Genomic DNA, 16,425 nt, shown 5'->3' with positions numbered 1-16,425 from the left:
AGGAAGTTGCCGTTTCCGACAGGAATGTCGCGCGGCACCGTGGCCCTCCGTCCCCCGAAATGCGCCAGCCGCAATTATAAGTCGGCGCGCGCGGCAATTCAACGAAACGATGGCGGTCGGCCAACCGCTCAGTTACGGGTGCTTGTGGAGGGACGCGCTTCGTCGCGTCCGGCTGTTATCGCGAGTCGGCGGCCACGACGGAGCCACCGAGGTACGTCGCGAAAAGGACCCTCTCCCCGCCGCGATCGAGCTTGGCCACGAACGCGTCCCCCGCGGGGGAGTGGCCCGCGCCCCCCGGAGCGGCCTGCAGCGCGTTGACCACCGGGAAGTCGACGGATCGAGTGCTCCCGGCCACGTGGACTCCGCCGGCTCGATCCACCCGGATGGCGGCTCCGGCTTCGTCGCCGCTCCCGCCGAGGTACGTCGAGTAGAGCAGCTGCGAGCCGTCGGCGCCGAGGCTCGCGACGAACGCGTCGGATCGTCCGCCCGGGCGGCCCTGCGCGGCCGTTTCCGTGGTCGGGAACTCACCACCCACGGTCCGACCGGTCACCCACGCGGCACCGTCCGCGTCCACGTCCACCGCGAGGCCCTGGTCGGCGCCATCGCCGCCCAGATAGGTCGAGTAGATGAAGGAAGCGCCCTCCGCGTCCAGCTTGGAGACGAAGGCGTCGGAAGGCCCGCGGAGCGCGGGCTCGAGGGGCGCGACGACGGGGAACTCTCGCGACGTCGTCCACCCGGTCACCAGGGCCTGGCCCGCGGAATCGACGGCGATTCCCATCGGCGTGTCGTCGCCCTCGCCGCCGAAGTAGACGGTGTACAGGCGTGTCGACCCGTCGGGGCTCAGCTTCGCGACGAAAGCGTTTGCGGGCTCCCCGATTCGAGTCCGGAGCCTGCCGGCGACGTAGGCGTTCCCCTTGGCGTCCGTCGCGATACGTACCGCATCGCCCGTCCCGATCGGGCCCCGCGCAAGCGTGCGCGACACGCGAATCGCGAGGCGGAGCGGTGCCTCAGGGTCGAGCGCCGAGGTCAGGACTCCCACCTCGTTCACGCCGCGGAGCACGAAGCTCGCGGCCGAGGCCACGACCTCGCCGCGGATCATCTGGCGCGCCGTCGGCCTGAGCAGCCGGATCTCGCCGCCGCCGGCTCGAAGCACGAGGTCGCCGCTCGAATCGTCGATTCGAGGCGCGTTCGCTCCGTCGATCCCCAGCCGGATCGCCCGCGGATCCGAACCGGGGGCGAGTGCGAGCTCGATCTCGAGGTGACGTCGGTCGCCACGGTAGGTCAGCGTCACGCCCGGATACAGCCCGCCTTCCGTGACGGCCGCGTAAGTCGGGATGCGGGAAAGCCACGCGGCCGGGTCCGACCCGGTCAGATAGGCGACCTTGCCGGGAAGCTCGTCGCTCCCCTCGAGCCAGGCTTGAGGCTGCGCGTCCAGGAGGAGGAGCCGCAGGCGCTCCGCCGGCGCGCTCGGAGAGGACGGGAGGACGAGCACGGCCCCCGCCGGATCCAGGAGCACCTCGTAGCCGTCCGCGCGTGAGACGAACTCGTGGCTCCCGCCGGCCTGTCCCCGGTTCGCCTCGAACACCAGCGGGAGGCCCGCCGCGGCGAACGCGACCGGAGGATTCATGGTGAGGATGAGCGCTACCGAAGCGAGAAAGGCGGCGCTTACGAGCCGCCTGAGAATGACGCGGATCATGATCGACCTCCACGAGGCAAGAACACCGAGCGAGTGCCTCTGTGGAGGAGGACGTGCGGGGCCGGCGATATCCCCACCCCATGGCGGATTTCGGCGGAGGATTCGGCGCTCAGGCCCGCGTGGGGCGCCGCCGGCGCCGGAAGAAGAGCGCCAGCGCCGCCAGAGCCGCCGCGACGATCGGCAGGAACACGGGCGTCCACCGGGGCGCGGGTCTAGGTCCGCTCGGGAACGGCACCAGGTCACCGTCGCCCAGGACCACGAGGCCGGCCCACTCGGCCGCGGGAGCCCCGGCCCGCATCCTCTCGCGTCGGGCCTCCGCGAGCGCGGCGCTCACGCTCTTCCCCAGGCATAGGTGGCGGTAGAGTCTTCCCGCCACCGCAGCGGCCTCGTCGTCCCGCATCGGCCAGAGGCTCGCGACGACGGCCCGGGCGCCGGCCTCGAAGAAGGCCCGGGCGAGGCCCACCACGCCCTCGCCGCGGAGGAGCGCCCCCGAGGCGCTGCTGCACGAGGATAGGACGACGAGCCGTCCCTCGAGCGGCAGCTCGACGATCTCCCTCGGCTGCACCAGGCCGTCCTCGTCGGCCGCGCCGGGAGCGAGCAGGACCGCGGAACGCTCCGGGTGCTCCTCGTCCAGCACCGCGTGGGTCGCCAGGACGAGGATGCCGATTTCCTCGGGCCGAGCGCGCTTGAGCCGGCGCTCGCTGGCGGCTGTCCCCTCGAGGAGGCGGCACCGGTCGCCGAGGAGCCGGGCGAGGAGGCGCGCCTCGGACCTCGCGAAGGGCAGCGCCCCGAGCTGCAGGCCTTCCACCCAGGGGGCCGACTGGCGGAGCATCGCCGGCTCGTCCAGCGACGGTAGGGCCGGGTCCGCGAGCGCCAGCGCGGACTCGGGGGGGCGAGGCGCCGGCGAGCGCCGCCATCGCGCCCAGATCGTCGCGGACGGCGCGATCGAGATCTCGAATCGTGCGCCCAGGGGCTCCGCCAGCGGATCGGGGGCGAGCGCCTCGAACGGGAGCCGGTGAAGCTCTCGATCCGGAACCACGACGAGCCGCGTTATGTCCGGGGGCAGGTCCGCGAGAGCGTCCCTGAGGAGATCGTCGTAGAGGCGGACGGCGGCTCGCCGCTCGAGGCCGTCCCGCCGGGCGAACGTGCCGAGGAAGACGTCGATCTCCTTCGCGAGAAGGTCAAAGTCGGGAAGCGGCAGGACCCGCGCCGAGTCGCGGGTGATCACGAAGACCCAGGAGCCTCCGTTCGACCACCAGAGCGTCTCGTCGGTCCGCCGCGTGGAAAGCTGGAACGCGAGAAGGGCTTGGTCGGGCGCCAGCAGGGATCGGACTTCCTCGAGGGAGGGAATCATCGGTCTCTTCAAGGCAGCGAACCGAGGATCAGCACGCGCCATCTCCTCGCGGAGCGCCCCCTCCTGCGACTCCAGCTGGTCGATCTCGTGGAGCAGCGCTTCCTTCTCCGCGGGAGCGAGCGCCCCCTGGACCAGCCGCTTCTGGATCCCGGTGATCCGATCGATCGTCGCTTCCCGTTGCCTGGCCGCGGGGCCGACCGAAGACGGGACTCGAGTGGCGCGGGCGGCATCGAGGGAGTCCAGAAGCGCCCGGGCGCGCATCCGCTCGGCAATGGCGAAGGCGACCCTCATGTCCTCCGGGGTGGGTGTTCCTCCCGGCGCGCCGAGGATGAACCCCGCCGTCTGGTAGTAGAGAACGGATTGCTCGGCGAACCAGCGCGCCCTCACCATCTCGTCTCGCTGGAGATCGCGGATCCTCTCGGTCTCGTCGAGGGCCACGAGGGAGTCCGCGATCGCCTGGTCCCTCGGGCCGGTATCCCACCTCAGGTGCATTCGGGCGACGTAGGCCGATGCGATCTCGCGGGGAATGCCGGCTTCCCGGGCCACGGCGATCGCCCGGTCGATCAGGCCCAGCGCCGCCTCTGGATGGCCGGGGTCGGCCTGGAGCGCAAGGGGCGCGAGAAGGCGCAGGGCCTCGCCGATCGCGGCGCGATCGCGTTCGGAAGCGAGCACGGTCTCGAGATGGCGGATCCTCACCGAACGATCGAGCGTGGGATCCTGGGCGAGGAGCCGGCGTACCGCGTTCTCCGCCGGCCGGTTCCCGGACGCGACCGAGGCGTCGAACGCGTGCCGGACCAGGCCCCGGACCTCCTCCATCGGTATGCCCCCGTCGGGTCCGAGTCTCGAGGCGAGCAGCGCGACGTCGCGGAGCGAGGAGGCTTCGAGGAAGAGGTCCCCCGCCTGCCGGTAGATCTCAGATTCCTCCTGGTAGTAGCGCAGCGAATCGTTGAAGCGCCCCGTGGCCCAGCAGACCGCCCCGAGGGTGGCGAGGATTCCCGTCCGCAGGTCGAAAGGCGCACCCGCGGTCAACGCGGCCTCGGCCTGGTTGGCCAGGGTCCATGCCTTGCCGAAGTCCGCCGCCAGGTACGCTTGACGCCCTTCCTCCCAGTCCACCCGGGCCAGGAGGAGCGGGTCGGACGACGCCTCCGCCAGCAGCCTGGCCCGGCGGAGCGGCTCCTCGGCGGCGGCGAGGTTCCCCCGATACTGGTGGAAATACGCGATCGAGACGAACGCGAGCACCGCGCCCGTGTAGTTCTTTTCGGCCGCAAGCCCCTCGGCGGCGCGCTCGATCAGCTCCTTGGCCCGGTTGCTCCCTCGGTCGGCCTCGATCAGGCCGAGGTAGAACCGGGCGAGGTGGTTCGAGGGATCGAGCGCGAGCCGGGCGTCCAGGCGCCGGGCGGCGTCGTCCCACGCCTGGAGTCGCCGTGCGGTCCGCCAGTAGCAAACGTACGAGGACAGGTCCTTGGGAAACTCGCGCGCGCGCGTGTCGCAATCGTCGAGCGTCGGGGCCGGGCGGGGCGCGTCCGCCCACGACGGGAGGATCGCCGCGGAGGCCAGGAGGCAGCAGGCGAGGGCCCCGCGAAGACCCCTCATGGGCTCTGGGAACTCTCGACGCGGGCGAGGAACGTGTCGGAGGTCACGCGCGCCCCGTCCGGGAAAACGGCCTTGACCTGCCAGAGGATCCTCTCGTCGGGCCCCAGCCTCGAGACGGCCGCCTCGGGAACCAGGAACTCCGGCCGCTCGAGGGACGGAGCCTCGGCGAGCGTCGCCAGCCTCTCGTCGGTGACCTGGATCGAGTACCGCGTGCCCGGGGGGCCCGGCGTCCACCGGAGGCGGAATCCCTGCCGGGGGAGCGCGCCGCCGTCGGGAACCAGGGCGCGGATGGCGATCGGGGCCGTCGCTCTCATGCCGGGGCTCTCCGGCTCCTTCGGCGACCACCGGTAGAGCGCGAGGCCCGCACCGACGAAGAGGACCGCCGCCGCGGCGCCGTAGCGGAGCCATCGCCGATCGGGACGCGGGACGGGGATCGCCGCCAGGGGAACGGCGCGCGCCTCCGTCCGGTGTTGCTCGCGGGCCAGGCGCCAGGCCACCGTGCAAGCCGGGCAGGCGGCCGCGTGATCGAGCAGGCTTCGGATCTCGCTCCAGGGGGTCTCGTTCCTCGCGGCCAGCCAGATCCGGTCGGGCGCGGGGCAATCGTCCCCCACGACGGCCCCTCGAGGCGGCGACGTGAATCGCGCACGGAGGAGCTCCGCGGCGGCTTCGTTTTCCTTCATGGCGTGAGCCCCTTGGCCGCGAGGCACCGGCGCAGATCCGAGATCCCGCGATGCGTCAGGTGCTCCGACCGCTTCCGATTCCAGCCCGACAACTCCACCGTCTCCAGCAGCGAGTAGCCCAGGAGGTACAGCGTCACCGCCGTTCGCCGGGGTCCGGCGAGGGCGGCCAGGCACGCCCGGATGGCCCGTTCGATCTCCCGGGCCGCGACCTGCTGGTGCGGGTTCGGCGTGCGTGCCTCTCGGCTCTCGAGTTCGGGTTCCTCCGATTCCGCGACCTCCGGGCGGCGGAACCGCCGGCGGATCTCGTCCACCGCCGCGTTGTGGGCCGCCCTCATCAGGTAAGACGTCGAGACCTCGAAATCTCCCCCTTCTCTTTGGGAGCGCTCGAGGACCTGCATCATCGCGATCTGGACGATGTCCTCCGCCTGGTCCGACAGCCAGCGGGGACAGACCCGACGCACGAGGCTCAGGAGCTGCGGACGGATCGACGCGAACTCCTCCGGCTCGAGGATCCGCGGAGCGCCAGGTCCATCCGGCCGGATCGAGCCTTCGACCTCCGGGGAATTCGGCATCTCGCCCACCTCTCGGCGCCGGAATTCGCGTTGAATCCTACGGCTCGACCCCGACCAACAGCATCTCGTCGTCCCTCACGAGGCCGACCCCCGGCGCGTACAGCTTGTGGCTCGTGCCCGCCTCGAGGCCGGAAGTCTCCCTCGCGTGGAGGCAGTGGCGGAACGTGCCCGCGGGGGTCTTCACGTCCTCGTCGACCCCGGCGATCTCGGCGCGGTCCATCGCGATGCCCGGCGCGAATTCCTCGTAGAATCTGTCGCCGACCTTCGGCGCGGCCGGGACCATGAGGCCGAACCGCGCGCCCCCGATTCCCGCTTCCCATGCGCCCTCGTGGGCGGCGACCTTCCCGTTCTTGTAGACGTCCACCGATTCGCCGAAGTAGTAGACCGCCCCGGTCTTCGCGTCGATCGCGAAGTAGTTCCGGGAGACCTCGACCAGACGTCCGCTCTGGGTCTCCCGCTCCTCGACGACCCGGGTCCTGACCCCGTCCACCATCCGGGTCTCGTCGAGGACGGTGATGTCGAGGGTCGACCTCCCGTGCTTGAAGTGGAGCCGGTGCCCCGGCTCGAGGATGATGTAGGGGCTCCGGCCCGAGGCCGAAAGGTCGGCCTTGTCCACCTCGAAGGTGTCGCGGAATCCCGATTCCTTGCTGCCGAGGGCGGTTGCACCGGCGGCGCAGGCCAGCGAGAGGATCACGGCCCCGAGGACGCGGAGGGTTGCCGGCATGGAAGACCTCCCGTTCTTCATTCGGCGTCCGGCGGCGAGCACGCGGTCCCGACCGCCCGCGGCCGATCGTCCCGCTACTTCCCCCGCAACTCCCGCGTCCAGTTCAACACCAGGTCGATGCGCCGGACCTCGGCTTCGTCGTCGCCCTTCTGGATCGTGAAGACGCGGCCGTCCGCGAGGATCTCCACGTTGTCCAACGGCCGGAACGCCCGCACGGGCGCCAGATCGAGATGAGGCTTGGGCGGCGACGCGGCACCCGTCCGCGGGTCGAACGCCACCGCCATCACGTGTTCGTCCGGGGTCACGAAGTACAGCGTGCGGCCGTCCGCGGCCCACGCCGGTCGCGCTCCACCGCCACGGGAGACCGGGATCGGGGAGCCCACGGTCCCGTCGCGACCGAACGCCCCGACGTAGACCTCACGCTTCCCGGTCTCGTCGGAATCCCAGGCCAGCCAGCTTCCGTCTCGCGAAAGGCGCGGCGAGCCCGCGCTCCCCGGGCCGGTCACGAGCGGAACCATCTTCTCCGCCGATTCCCCTGTCTCGGGCGCGACCGGCACGCGCACGAGGCGGGTCTTGCCGTCCGCGTTGTCGACCGCGAGGACCGAGGCGCCGTCGGGCGTCCAGGCCGACGGGAGGAGGGGACGCCGGGCGAAGTCGTCTACCCTCACGATGCGCCGGGGCGCCCCGGTGCCGTCGGCTCGAGCGACGTAAATGCCGTCGGCTGGCGTCCGGCCGATGCGGTAGTACGCGAGGGTCGAGCCGTCGGGGGACCAGACGGGCCGACCCGTGTCCGCCTCCGGAACGGAGATGAGGCGTCGAAGTCCCGGACGTCCCTTCTCGACGATCCAGATCTCGTAAATCGCCTCCGCGGACGGGATCACGACGGCGGCGCGGCGTTCGTCGGGAGAAACCGAGGGGGGCGTCTCGAAGGCCCGCTTCTCGTCGGACCACGACTCGACCGAGCCTCCGGGAGTCGCGACGACGAGGCCTCTGTTTGCGCCCACTCGCCCACCCGGCGCGTAAGCGAGCGTTCCGTCCTGCGAGAGGCCGAAGGAGCCGTGCAGCCACGAGCTGTCGATGAGGAGCCCGTCGAGGATCGCCACCGGCGCGGCGATGAGCGCGTTCTTCCCGAGGTCGAAGGGCACGACGAGGATCGTGTCGCCGCGCGAGAAGGCGAGCTGCCCCGTCGGAAGGAAGAACGCGGAACCGCCGTCCGCCACGACGGTCGTCGCTTCTCCCGTCCTGAGGTCGACGCTCGAGATGCCGAGCTGATACCCCCGTTTGGCGTACGAGACCATCTGCGCCAGCACCCGCCGGCCGCCGGGAAGCACGCGCATGAAGAAGTCCGGCGAGATCGTCGAGCCGCCCGCGCGGACCTCGACCGGGGCGGCCGGGCGCGCATCCGACCCGGCCAAGCGGACCAGCGTTCTTCCCCCCGCGGCCGCCGTCAGGAAGTCGCTGCCGTCGAGCCACACGAGTCCCTGCCACGCGTCGTCCCACGGCCCGACCACGATCGGGGGCGAGAAGCCGTCCAGCGCGATCTTCATCAGGGTCAGCCGACTCGAATCGCGCGACGCCTGCGCGACGAACGCGAGCCACCTCCCGTCCGGCGAGAACGCGCTCAAAAGGGCGCCCTCGCTTCCCTTGATCGCGGTGAAGTCGTAGCCGTCGAGGCGGCGCGCGTAGAGCCGGTACGGCTCGGGAGGCGCGCCCCGTTCCCGCCTCGGCCGGCCCACGATCACGAGGCAGCGGCCGTCCGGGGAGAAGTCGAAGTCGGTCGACCGCATTTCGATCGACGGGGGGACTTCGATGGACACGCGAGCCACCCGGCCCGCGCTCTCCCTGGGGATGAGATTTCGCGTGACGAGGGACCCCGCTGCGACTCCCGCAAGCGCGACCGCGACGAGGACGACCATCTGGAGCGCCCGGCGGCGCGAGCGCGCCACCGCTGGAGCTGATCCCACCGGCGCCGGGATCGGGGACAGGGCCTCTTCGAGCTCGACGCGAGCGTCGCCGATGTCGCGAAGGCGCTTCCTGGGGTCCTTCTCGAGGCAGCGCAGCAGCAGCGCGCGCACCCGAGGTGGCGTCGCCGGGGGGAGCTTCGACCAGTCGGGCTCGAGATGGAGGATCGCCCCGATCGTCTCGGGCGCCGTCTCGCCTCCGAAAGCGTGCCAAGACGTCAGGCACTCGTAGAGCAGGCAGCCGAACGACCAGATGTCCGTGCGGCGGTCCACCGGCTTGCCCCGCGCCTGCTCCGGGCTCATGTACGTCACGGTCCCGAGCACCACGCCGAGCCGCGTTCCCCCGGTGGTGATCGTCGGGGTCGTCATCGGCGCCAGCTGTCCGGGCGGCGGCGCGGACGGATCGATCACCCGGGCCTTGGCCAGCCCGAAGTCGAGGATCTTGATCCGGCCTTCGTCGGTGAGCTTCACGTTCGACGGCTTCAGGTCGCGGTGAACGATCCCGAGCTCGTGCGCGGCCTCGAGTCCGTCGGCGATCTGTACGGCGAGGCCGAGCGCCTCCGCGATCTCCATCGGCCCGTGGGCCAGGATCTCGTCCAGCGTCCGGCCCGACACCAGCTCGAGCACGAGCACCGGCGGGCCACCGCCGACGCCCTCCTCGAGCCCGTAGATCGCTCCCACGTTGGGATGGTTGAGCGAGGCCAGGAGCTTCGCCTCGCGCCTGAACCGGGCGAGCCGATCCACATTCTCCCGGACGTCCTCCGGGAGGACTTTCAGCGCCACCTCACGATCGAGGCGTGCGTCCCGCGCCCGGTAGACCTCCCCCATGCCTCCCGCGCCGAGAGGGGAGAGGACCTCGTAGGGGCCGATGCGAGCGCCAGGGGCCAGGGGCAAGAAGGGATCTCCCGCGCGTTGCGACCGCGAGGATCCAAGAATACCCCAGTTCGGCGCGGACCTTAACGCGGGCGGTGGGGGTCGGGCCCTCGTCCGGAGCGGGCGTGCCCGAATTCGGCGACGTCATCGGCGACACTCTCCTCGTTTGGGTGTATACACTTCTCAGGCTCCGTGTGTCCAATTCGGACACGAGCCGGGTAGGAAGGGCTGAACCGTGGCACAGAGGTCTCGAGCGAAGTTCGAGAAGCGACAGAAGGAGCTGGCCCGGCAAGACCGGCAGAAGGCGAAGCGCGCGCGACGCCTGGAATCGCGGGAGCAGAAGGGGGACGAGGCGCCTGCCGCCTTGGACCCGGACGCCGCCGCGGCGCCGGCCGACCCCTTGCCTCCGCAGGACGAGTCCTGAGCCGCCGACGCCCGCCGGGGGCATGACGGGAGGCGGGCGAGAGCGGCTCCACGGGAGCCTGCCGCATGAGAATCGGCATTCTCGACGTGCTCGTCGATTCCCCGCGGACCTGGATCAACTTCGCCTACCGCGGGATCCTGAAGAAGCAGTACGCGAGCATCGTTCCCCAGGCGGTCGCGGTCTGGTGCCGGCAGCTGGGCCACGAGGTCGCGTACGCGGCGTACTACGGACAGGACGATCCCAAGCGGCTGCTCCCGGACGACCTGCACCTCGTCTTCCTCTCCACCTACACGCAGTCGAGCGCCCTGGCCTACGCGCTGGCGAAGCTCTATCGCAAGGAAGGCACCCTGACGGTGATCGGAGGGCCGCACGCCAGGTCGTTCCCGGCGGACTGCCTGCGGTTCTTCGACTGGGTCGTCCTCGAATGCGACAAGACCTTGGTCGGCGATCTCCTCAAGGGAGCGTTCAAGCGGAACTCCGTCATCACCAGCGGCCGCCCGCTCCACGACATCCCGAGCGTCGAGGAGCGCCTGCCCGAGATCGAGATCTCCGCATTCGCGCGCGGGAGGCCGGTCTGGTCCAGCATCGTTCCCCTGTTGAGCAGCGTGGGCTGCCCCTACGCCTGCGACTTCTGCGTCGACTGGAGCAACGACTACGCCCTCCTTCCCCTCGACCGCCTCGAAGCCGACCTCTCCTTCATCTCGAGCCGCTGGCCCCGGGTCATGGTCGCGTACCACGATCCGAACTTCGGGGTGAAGTTCGATCAGGTCCTGTCGGTGATGGAGCGGATGCCGCCCCCCGCCCGCAACCCCTACGTCATGGAAAGCTCCCTCTCCCTGCTCAAGGGACCTCGGCTGAGGCGCCTCAAGGACACGCGCTGCGTCTACGTCGCGCCCGGGGTCGAGTCGTGGCAGGCGTACTCCGAGAAGGTCGGCGTCGGCGGGAGCGTGGGCAGGGACCGGCTCGAGCAACTCGTCGCGCGCTTCGGGGAGCTGCGAGACCACGTCGTGGGCTTGCAGGCGAATTTCATGTTCGGCACCGACGTGGACCGCGGGGACGAGCCGGTGGAGCTGACCCGGGAATTCATGCGCCGGCTACCCTTCGTCTGGCCCACGATCAACATCCCGACGCCCTTCGGGGGCACGCCCCTCTACGACCGGTGCCTCGCCCAGGGGCGGATCCTCCGCTCCATGCCGTTCAGCTTCTACTACACCCCCTACCTGGTCACGACGCTCGAGCATTACCACCCGGTCGAGTACTACGAGAAGCTGGCGGACATGTACGCGTCCATGACCTCCGCCACGATGATCGTGAGCCGGCTGCTCACGGACGCACCTCCGACGCTCCGGGCGCTGCACGCGCTCAGGAGCGTCGCGATGAAGAAGTTCCTCTCCGCGTTCCGCCGCATCCGGGGCCTGCTCGAGACCGACCTCACGTTCCGGGCGTTCCACGAAGGCCGATCGACCGCGCTGCCGGACTACTATCGCCGCGTGTACGAGCGTAAGCTCGGCGGCTACGCCTCGCTCCTCTCCCCGGCGGAGCGCACGCCGGAGCTGGGGACGGCGTGATCCCGGCCCCCGCGCGCCGGAGCGGCCCGGCCGGCCGGAAGATTCTCCTTGATTCCGGAGAAGAGCCCGGAGAGACTCTCCGGTCGTGAGCGAACCCGCGCAGAAGAGCTCCGAGATCCGGCGGATCGCCTTCCTCGGCGATTACCTTCCGCGCAAGTGCGGCATCGCGACGTTCACGTCCGACCTGCTCACGGCCGTGGCGGAGGAGCATCCCGGCAGCCAGTGCTTCGCGGTGCCGGTCAACGACGTCGAGGGCGGCTACGACTATCCGGAGGTCGTCCGGTTCGAGATCGAGGAGCAGGACCTCCCGTCCTACCAGCGCGCGGCGGACTTCCTGAACATCGGCAACGTGGACATCGTCTCCGTGCAGCACGAGTTCGGGATCTACGGCGGACCCGCCGGCCGCCACCTCCTGGCGCTCCTGCGCGAGCTCCGGATGCCCGTCGTCACGACGCTCCACACGGTCCTCAGCGAGCCGAACGCCGACCAGCGGCGCGTGATGCAGGAGCTGATCGCACGCTCGACCCGCCTCGTGGTCATGGCCGAGCGCGGTCGGCGGATGCTGCAGGAGGTGTACCAGGCGCCTCCGGCCAAGATCGATCTGATCCCGCACGGCATCCCGGACATCCCGTTCGTCGATCCGAACTACTACAAGGACCAGTTCGGCGTCGAGGGGAGGACGGTGCTGCTCACGTTCGGGCTGCTCTCCCCGAACAAGGGGATCGAGCACGTCCTGAACGCGCTGCCGCGGGTGCTCGCGGAGTTCCCCGAGGTGGTCTACGTCGTCGTCGGGGCCACGCACCCGAACGAGCTGCGCGAGCAGGGCGAAGCCTACCGCCTCGGCCTCGAGCGCCTCGCGAAGAAGAACCGGGTGGACCGCAACGTCATCTTCTACAACCGGTTCGTGGAGCTCGAGGAGCTGAAGGAGTTCATCGGCGCCGCGGACCTGTACGTCACGCCGTATCTCAACGAGGCGCAGATCACCTCGGGCACCCTGGCGTACGCGTTCGGCGCCGGCAAGGCCGTGATCTCCACCCCGTACTGGCACGCCGCGGAGCTCCTGGCGGACGATCGCGGCGTGCTCGTGCCGTTCGGCGACGACGAGGCCCTGGCGCGGGCGGTGATCGGATTGCTGCGCGAGGACACCCGCCGGCACGCCATGCGCAAGAACGCCTACAAGCTGGGGCGCGAGATGGTCTGGAGCAACACGGCGCGGCTCTACTGGCGCTCCTTCGAGCTGGCGCGACTCCAAAGGGCGGCTCTGTCCCGCAAGTCGTTCGCGACGAAGACGCTCGACCAGCAGCCTCGCGACCTGCCCGAGATGAAGCTGGAGCACCTCTCGCGGATGACCGACTCGACGGGGATGTTCCAGCACGCGATCCTCACCGTGCCGAACTTCTCCGAGGGGTACTGCACGGACGACAACGCCAGGGCCTTCATCCTCGCGGTGCTGCTCGACGAGCTGGAGGAGGACTCGGCGCGCGCGCGGACGCTGGCCACCACGTACGCCGCGTTCCTGAATCACGCGTTCGATCCCGCCACCGGGCGCTTCCACAATCACCTGAGCTTCGACCGCCGCTGGCTGGACGAGAGGGGCTCGGAGGACTGCCACGGCCGGGCGCTCTGGGCCCTGGGCCTCGGGGCGGGGCGGTCGCCCTATCGGAGCTTCCAGGTGATGGCCGGCCAGCTCTTCGCGCAGGCGCTGCCGGCGGTGACGGATTTCACCTCCCCCAGGGCGTGGGCGTTCGCCCTCCTCGGCATTCACGAGTACCTGCGCCGGATGAGCGGGGACCGCCAGGTCCACCAGATCGGCGACGCTCTCATGGTGCGCCTCATGGAGCTGTTCGAGCGCTCGGCGAAGCCGGACTGGCCCTGGTTCGAGGACGACCTGACCTACGACAACGCCAAGCTCGCGCACGCCCTGATCCTGAGCGGGCGCGCCTCCGGCCAGCAGGCGGTCTTCGAGCGGGGCCTCGACGGGCTAAGGTGGCTGGCGGAGGTCCAGACGTCGGAGAACGGCCACTTCCGGCCGATCGGAAGCAACGGGTTCTACCGGCGGGGCGGCCCGCGCGCGCTCTTCGACCAGCAGCCGGTCGAGGCGCAGGCGATGGTGTCGGCCTGCCTCGAGGCGTACCGGGTGACCTCGGACCCCTGGTGGTACGAGCAGGCCCATCGGGCCTTCGACTGGTTCCTCGGCTGGAACGATCTCGGGCTGGAGCTCTACTCCCCGAACACGGGCGGCTGTCGCGACGCGCTGCACGTGGACCGCGTGAACGGCAACCAGGGGGCCGAATCGACGCTCGCCTTCCTGCTCTCGCTCGCCGAGATGCGGATCATGCAGAACGCGGTGACCGTGTTCAACGAGCCGGCTCCTTGACGCTCGCCATCCGATGAGCGCCGTCACCGTCCGACGGAGCGGCCTCGTCCTCCATCCGGACCGGACGCGGGTGCTGGCCCGGCCGCTCCATCTCGCGAGCCGGCAGCGCATCGGCAAGATCTGCGCCCAGGTCCTGGCCTTGGACGAAAGCGAGGTTCGAGCCCTGCTCGAGGCGGTGGAGGCGGAGTTCGGCGAGCGCCACATAGAGATCCGGGAGTACCTGAGACGGAGGTTCGACCAGGTGCGACCCTGGCTGCGTGCCGGCCAGAAGCTCACGGTCGAGCGGCAGCTGTTGCTCGGCGCGTACTTCACCCACGAGTACTCCCTCGAGGCCGCGGCGCTGTTCAATCCCTCGATCGTTCCGCACCCGGACCAGGAGGACCTCCCGTCCGGCTCGCTGCGCTTCGTCCTGAGCCTGAGGGCGACGGGTGAGGGGCACATCTCGTCGATCACGTTTCGCACGGGCACCCTGGACGAGGAGGGCGCCATCACGGTCAATCCGCCCACCCGTTACAGCCTCGAGCCCGATCAGGTCCCCAACGCGTCCTACGAGAAAGGCCTGTTCGCGCGGAAGCTCCAGGAGCTCGGTCTCGTGGGCGACTTCACCCGGCGGGTCCTCGAAGGCCTGGGGGACGCGTTCACGCTTGACGAGCTCCGCGCCGGCATCCGTCTCGCCACGGAGCAGCTCGGAGCGCGCGACCAGGAGACCGCCTCGGTCGCCCGGAAGACCCTGGCGCTGGCCCAGTCGAACTACGAGGTGCAGTTCGCGCCGGACTCGCGCCTGTCGGAGCGCGTGCTGTTCCCGGTCACGCCGTCGCAGAGGAACGGCATCGAGGACGCGCGTTTTGTGCAGTTCGTGAACGACGACGGCACTCGGACCTACTACGCCACCTACACCGCCTACGACGGCAAGCTGGTCCTGCCGCAATTCCTCGAGACCCCCGACTTCCGCCACTTCAAGTTCATCACGCTGAACGGGCCGGCGGTGCGGAACAAGGGGATGGCGCTCTTTCCGCGGAAGATCGGCGGCCTCTACGCGATGCTGGGACGCCAGGACCAGGAGAACCTCTACGTCATGTTCTCGGACCATCTGCACTTCTGGCAGACGGCGCAGCTCGTCCTGAAGCCGACGTTCCCGTGGGAGCTCATCCAGATCGGCAACTGCGGCTCGCCGATCGAGACCGAGGCCGGCTGGCTCGTGATCAGCCACGGGGTGGGGCCGATGCGGAAGTACTGCATCGGCGCCTTCCTGCTGGACCGCGACGATCCGACCCGGGTCGCCGGCCGCCTGAGGGAACCCCTCATCCGGCCCAGCGAGAACGAGCGCGAAGGGTACGTGCCCAACGTCGTCTATTCGTGCGGCAGCCTCCTGCGCGGGCGGCAGCTCGTCATCCCGTACGCGATGTCCGACTACGCCACGACGTTCGCCACGGTCTCCCTCGACGAGGTGCTGGCGGCGATGGAGTAGGCACCACCGTCGCGCCGACGGGGGAGCCGTCCAGCGTCTCCCAGCGGCCACGGCGGGCGATCCACTCCCGGTGGCAGGCCTGGGCCGCCGTGAGGATCAGGGGCACACCCGCCAGAACGGCCGGGACGAGCGCCACCGCGCCGGGAAGATGGCGCCCGCGCCGCCGCTTCGATCCGAGATCCCCGAGCAGCTGCCCATAGTAGCTGCCGATGATCGAATACACGTCCCACAGGAGAGCCCGGAGACCGGCCGGTTCTCCGCCGACCGCGCAGATGCCGCGCTTGAGGTTCTCGAGATACTCCGAGGTCGACCGCCCCGGAGCCGCCGTGTGCACGGTCCCGACGCGCTGGGCGCGGTGCGCGTCGCTTCCGCCGACCAGGACCTTCGGACCGAAGTTCCCCGAGGCGAACATCTCCTTCAGGATCCTGCCGTGGCTCGCCGGCTCGGATCCGTTGCAAACCTCGATGGCGGGAACCAGCGGAAGCACGCTGGCAAGGTCGCGGCGCGCGGAACGAACCGAGCGGGACCCGCGGAACGGATGGTTGAGAGCGAAAAAGACCCCCCGCGAGCGCAGCTCGGCGATCAGGTGGAAGACGTTGCCGCGCAGGCGTGCGATGTCGACGTGGAGTCTCTCGTCCACTCCGAGCACGCCGACGTGAAGGCGCTGCGAGGACCCCGGAATCGACGTGTCCACCTCCTCGCCGACGATCACCCGATGCGCCTCGTCCGGGCGTCTCGAGAGGAAATCGAGCGCGCCGGCGATCGTGTTGTGATCGGTGAAACAGACGAAGTGCATTCCCCGCGCGCGGGCCGCCTCGAACGCCGCGTCCGGCGTCACGTAACAGTCCCTGGCGCCGATGAGCCGCAAGTGCCCCCACCCGGAGAAGCTCGTGTGAACGTGAAGGTCCGCGCGCTTCCAGCCCCGTCGGAGCCGAGCGGGGCTCATGCCGCGCCACTCTACCCCGACTCTCAACGCGCGCATCTCCGCGTGGGCCCCCGTTCGCGTCCGCCGCCGCCGAGTCTACACCCTCCCGGGCGGCCCACGGTGGCCGCGAGGACGCTCGCGCGAGCCGGTATACTGTCGTCGGATGCCGCGCGCGGCGCGAGGAACGGTTTCGGAGGGGGATGCGGCGTG

The 16,425-nt window shown here is 70.3% G+C and carries 11 protein-coding genes; 4 read left to right on the top strand and 7 right to left on the bottom strand.

All coding sequences use genetic code 11. The features are described 5' to 3' along the window. Window positions 1-175 precede the first annotated feature (175 nt). The 6 genes from LAO51_16220 to LAO51_16195 form a co-directional block, all read right to left on the bottom strand. Window positions 176-1,696: an SBBP repeat-containing protein gene (locus tag LAO51_16220; protein ID MBZ5640292.1), complete on the bottom strand. Its 1,521-nt coding sequence runs from the start codon at window positions 1,694-1,696 to the stop codon at window positions 176-178. Window positions 1,697-1,805: 109 nt separating this feature from the next. Then, window positions 1,806-4,643, bottom strand: a complete 2,838-nt coding sequence (locus tag LAO51_16215; protein ID MBZ5640291.1) for a CHAT domain-containing protein — start codon at window positions 4,641-4,643, stop codon at window positions 1,806-1,808. Beyond that, on the bottom strand, window positions 4,640-5,323 hold the full coding sequence (locus LAO51_16210) for a hypothetical protein (protein MBZ5640290.1): 684 nt from the start codon (window positions 5,321-5,323) through the stop codon (window positions 4,640-4,642). The genes LAO51_16215 and LAO51_16210 overlap by 4 nt, the downstream gene beginning before the upstream one ends. Beyond that, window positions 5,320-5,895 (bottom strand): sigma-70 family RNA polymerase sigma factor, encoded by a 576-nt coding sequence (locus LAO51_16205; GenBank protein MBZ5640289.1) that lies wholly within the window; start codon window positions 5,893-5,895, stop codon window positions 5,320-5,322. The genes LAO51_16210 and LAO51_16205 overlap by 4 nt, the downstream gene beginning before the upstream one ends. Window positions 5,896-5,932: 37 nt before the next feature. Then, window positions 5,933-6,619 (bottom strand): hypothetical protein, encoded by a 687-nt coding sequence (locus LAO51_16200; GenBank protein MBZ5640288.1) that lies wholly within the window; start codon window positions 6,617-6,619, stop codon window positions 5,933-5,935. A gap of 74 nt (window positions 6,620-6,693) precedes the next feature. After that, window positions 6,694-9,474: a protein kinase gene (locus LAO51_16195; GenBank protein MBZ5640287.1), complete on the bottom strand. Its 2,781-nt coding sequence runs from the start codon at window positions 9,472-9,474 to the stop codon at window positions 6,694-6,696. A gap of 214 nt (window positions 9,475-9,688) precedes the next feature. Here LAO51_16195 and LAO51_16190 point away from each other — a divergent pair, with 214 nt between their 5' ends. The 4 genes from LAO51_16190 to LAO51_16175 all read left to right on the top strand — a co-directional run bounded on the left by LAO51_16190 (window position 9,689) and on the right by LAO51_16175 (window position 15,290). Continuing rightward, on the top strand, window positions 9,689-9,877 hold the full coding sequence (locus tag LAO51_16190; protein ID MBZ5640286.1) for a hypothetical protein: 189 nt from the start codon (window positions 9,689-9,691) through the stop codon (window positions 9,875-9,877). Window positions 9,878-9,942: 65 nt separating this feature from the next. After that, entirely contained in the window at window positions 9,943-11,445 is a 1,503-nt protein-coding gene (locus LAO51_16185) for a radical SAM protein (protein ID MBZ5640285.1), read from the top strand. Between the two features lie 85 nt (window positions 11,446-11,530). Beyond that, a complete protein-coding gene (locus LAO51_16180) occupies window positions 11,531-13,822 on the top strand; it encodes a glycosyltransferase family 4 protein (GenBank protein MBZ5640284.1) in 2,292 nt (763 codons plus the stop codon). Between the two features lie 13 nt (window positions 13,823-13,835). Beyond that, on the top strand, window positions 13,836-15,290 hold the full coding sequence (locus tag LAO51_16175; protein ID MBZ5640283.1) for a glycoside hydrolase family 130 protein: 1,455 nt from the start codon (window positions 13,836-13,838) through the stop codon (window positions 15,288-15,290). Here LAO51_16175 and LAO51_16170 read toward each other — a convergent pair. Further along, window positions 15,211-16,263: a PHP domain-containing protein gene (locus tag LAO51_16170; protein MBZ5640282.1), complete on the bottom strand. Its 1,053-nt coding sequence runs from the start codon at window positions 16,261-16,263 to the stop codon at window positions 15,211-15,213. The two genes, LAO51_16175 and LAO51_16170, sit on opposite strands and share 80 nt — an antisense overlap. Window positions 16,264-16,425 lie beyond the last annotated feature (162 nt).

This window comes from Terriglobia bacterium (assembly GCA_020073205.1).
Classification (GTDB): domain Bacteria; phylum Acidobacteriota; class Polarisedimenticolia; order Polarisedimenticolales; family JAIQFR01; genus JAIQFR01.
The sequence above is the reverse complement of the archived record's forward strand: the minus strand, read 5'-3'. Positions and strand labels throughout refer to the sequence as shown.

Bases quoted from the DNA above. Each gene is read 5' to 3' on its own strand.
- LAO51_16220 (MBZ5640292.1), bottom strand. From the start codon at position 1,696: ATGATCCGCGTCATTCTCAGGCGGCTCGTAAGCGCCGCCTTTCTCGCT.
- LAO51_16215 (MBZ5640291.1), bottom strand. From the start codon at position 4,643: ATGAGGGGTCTTCGCGGGGCCCTCGCCTGCTGCCTCCTGGCCTCCGCG.
- LAO51_16210 (MBZ5640290.1), bottom strand. From the start codon at position 5,323: ATGAAGGAAAACGAAGCCGCCGCGGAGCTCCTCCGTGCGCGATTCACG.
- LAO51_16205 (MBZ5640289.1), bottom strand. From the start codon at position 5,895: ATGCCGAATTCCCCGGAGGTCGAAGGCTCGATCCGGCCGGATGGACCT.
- LAO51_16200 (MBZ5640288.1), bottom strand. From the start codon at position 6,619: ATGCCGGCAACCCTCCGCGTCCTCGGGGCCGTGATCCTCTCGCTGGCC.
- LAO51_16185 (MBZ5640285.1), top strand. From the start codon at position 9,943: ATGAGAATCGGCATTCTCGACGTGCTCGTCGATTCCCCGCGGACCTGG.
- LAO51_16175 (MBZ5640283.1), top strand. From the start codon at position 13,836: ATGAGCGCCGTCACCGTCCGACGGAGCGGCCTCGTCCTCCATCCGGAC.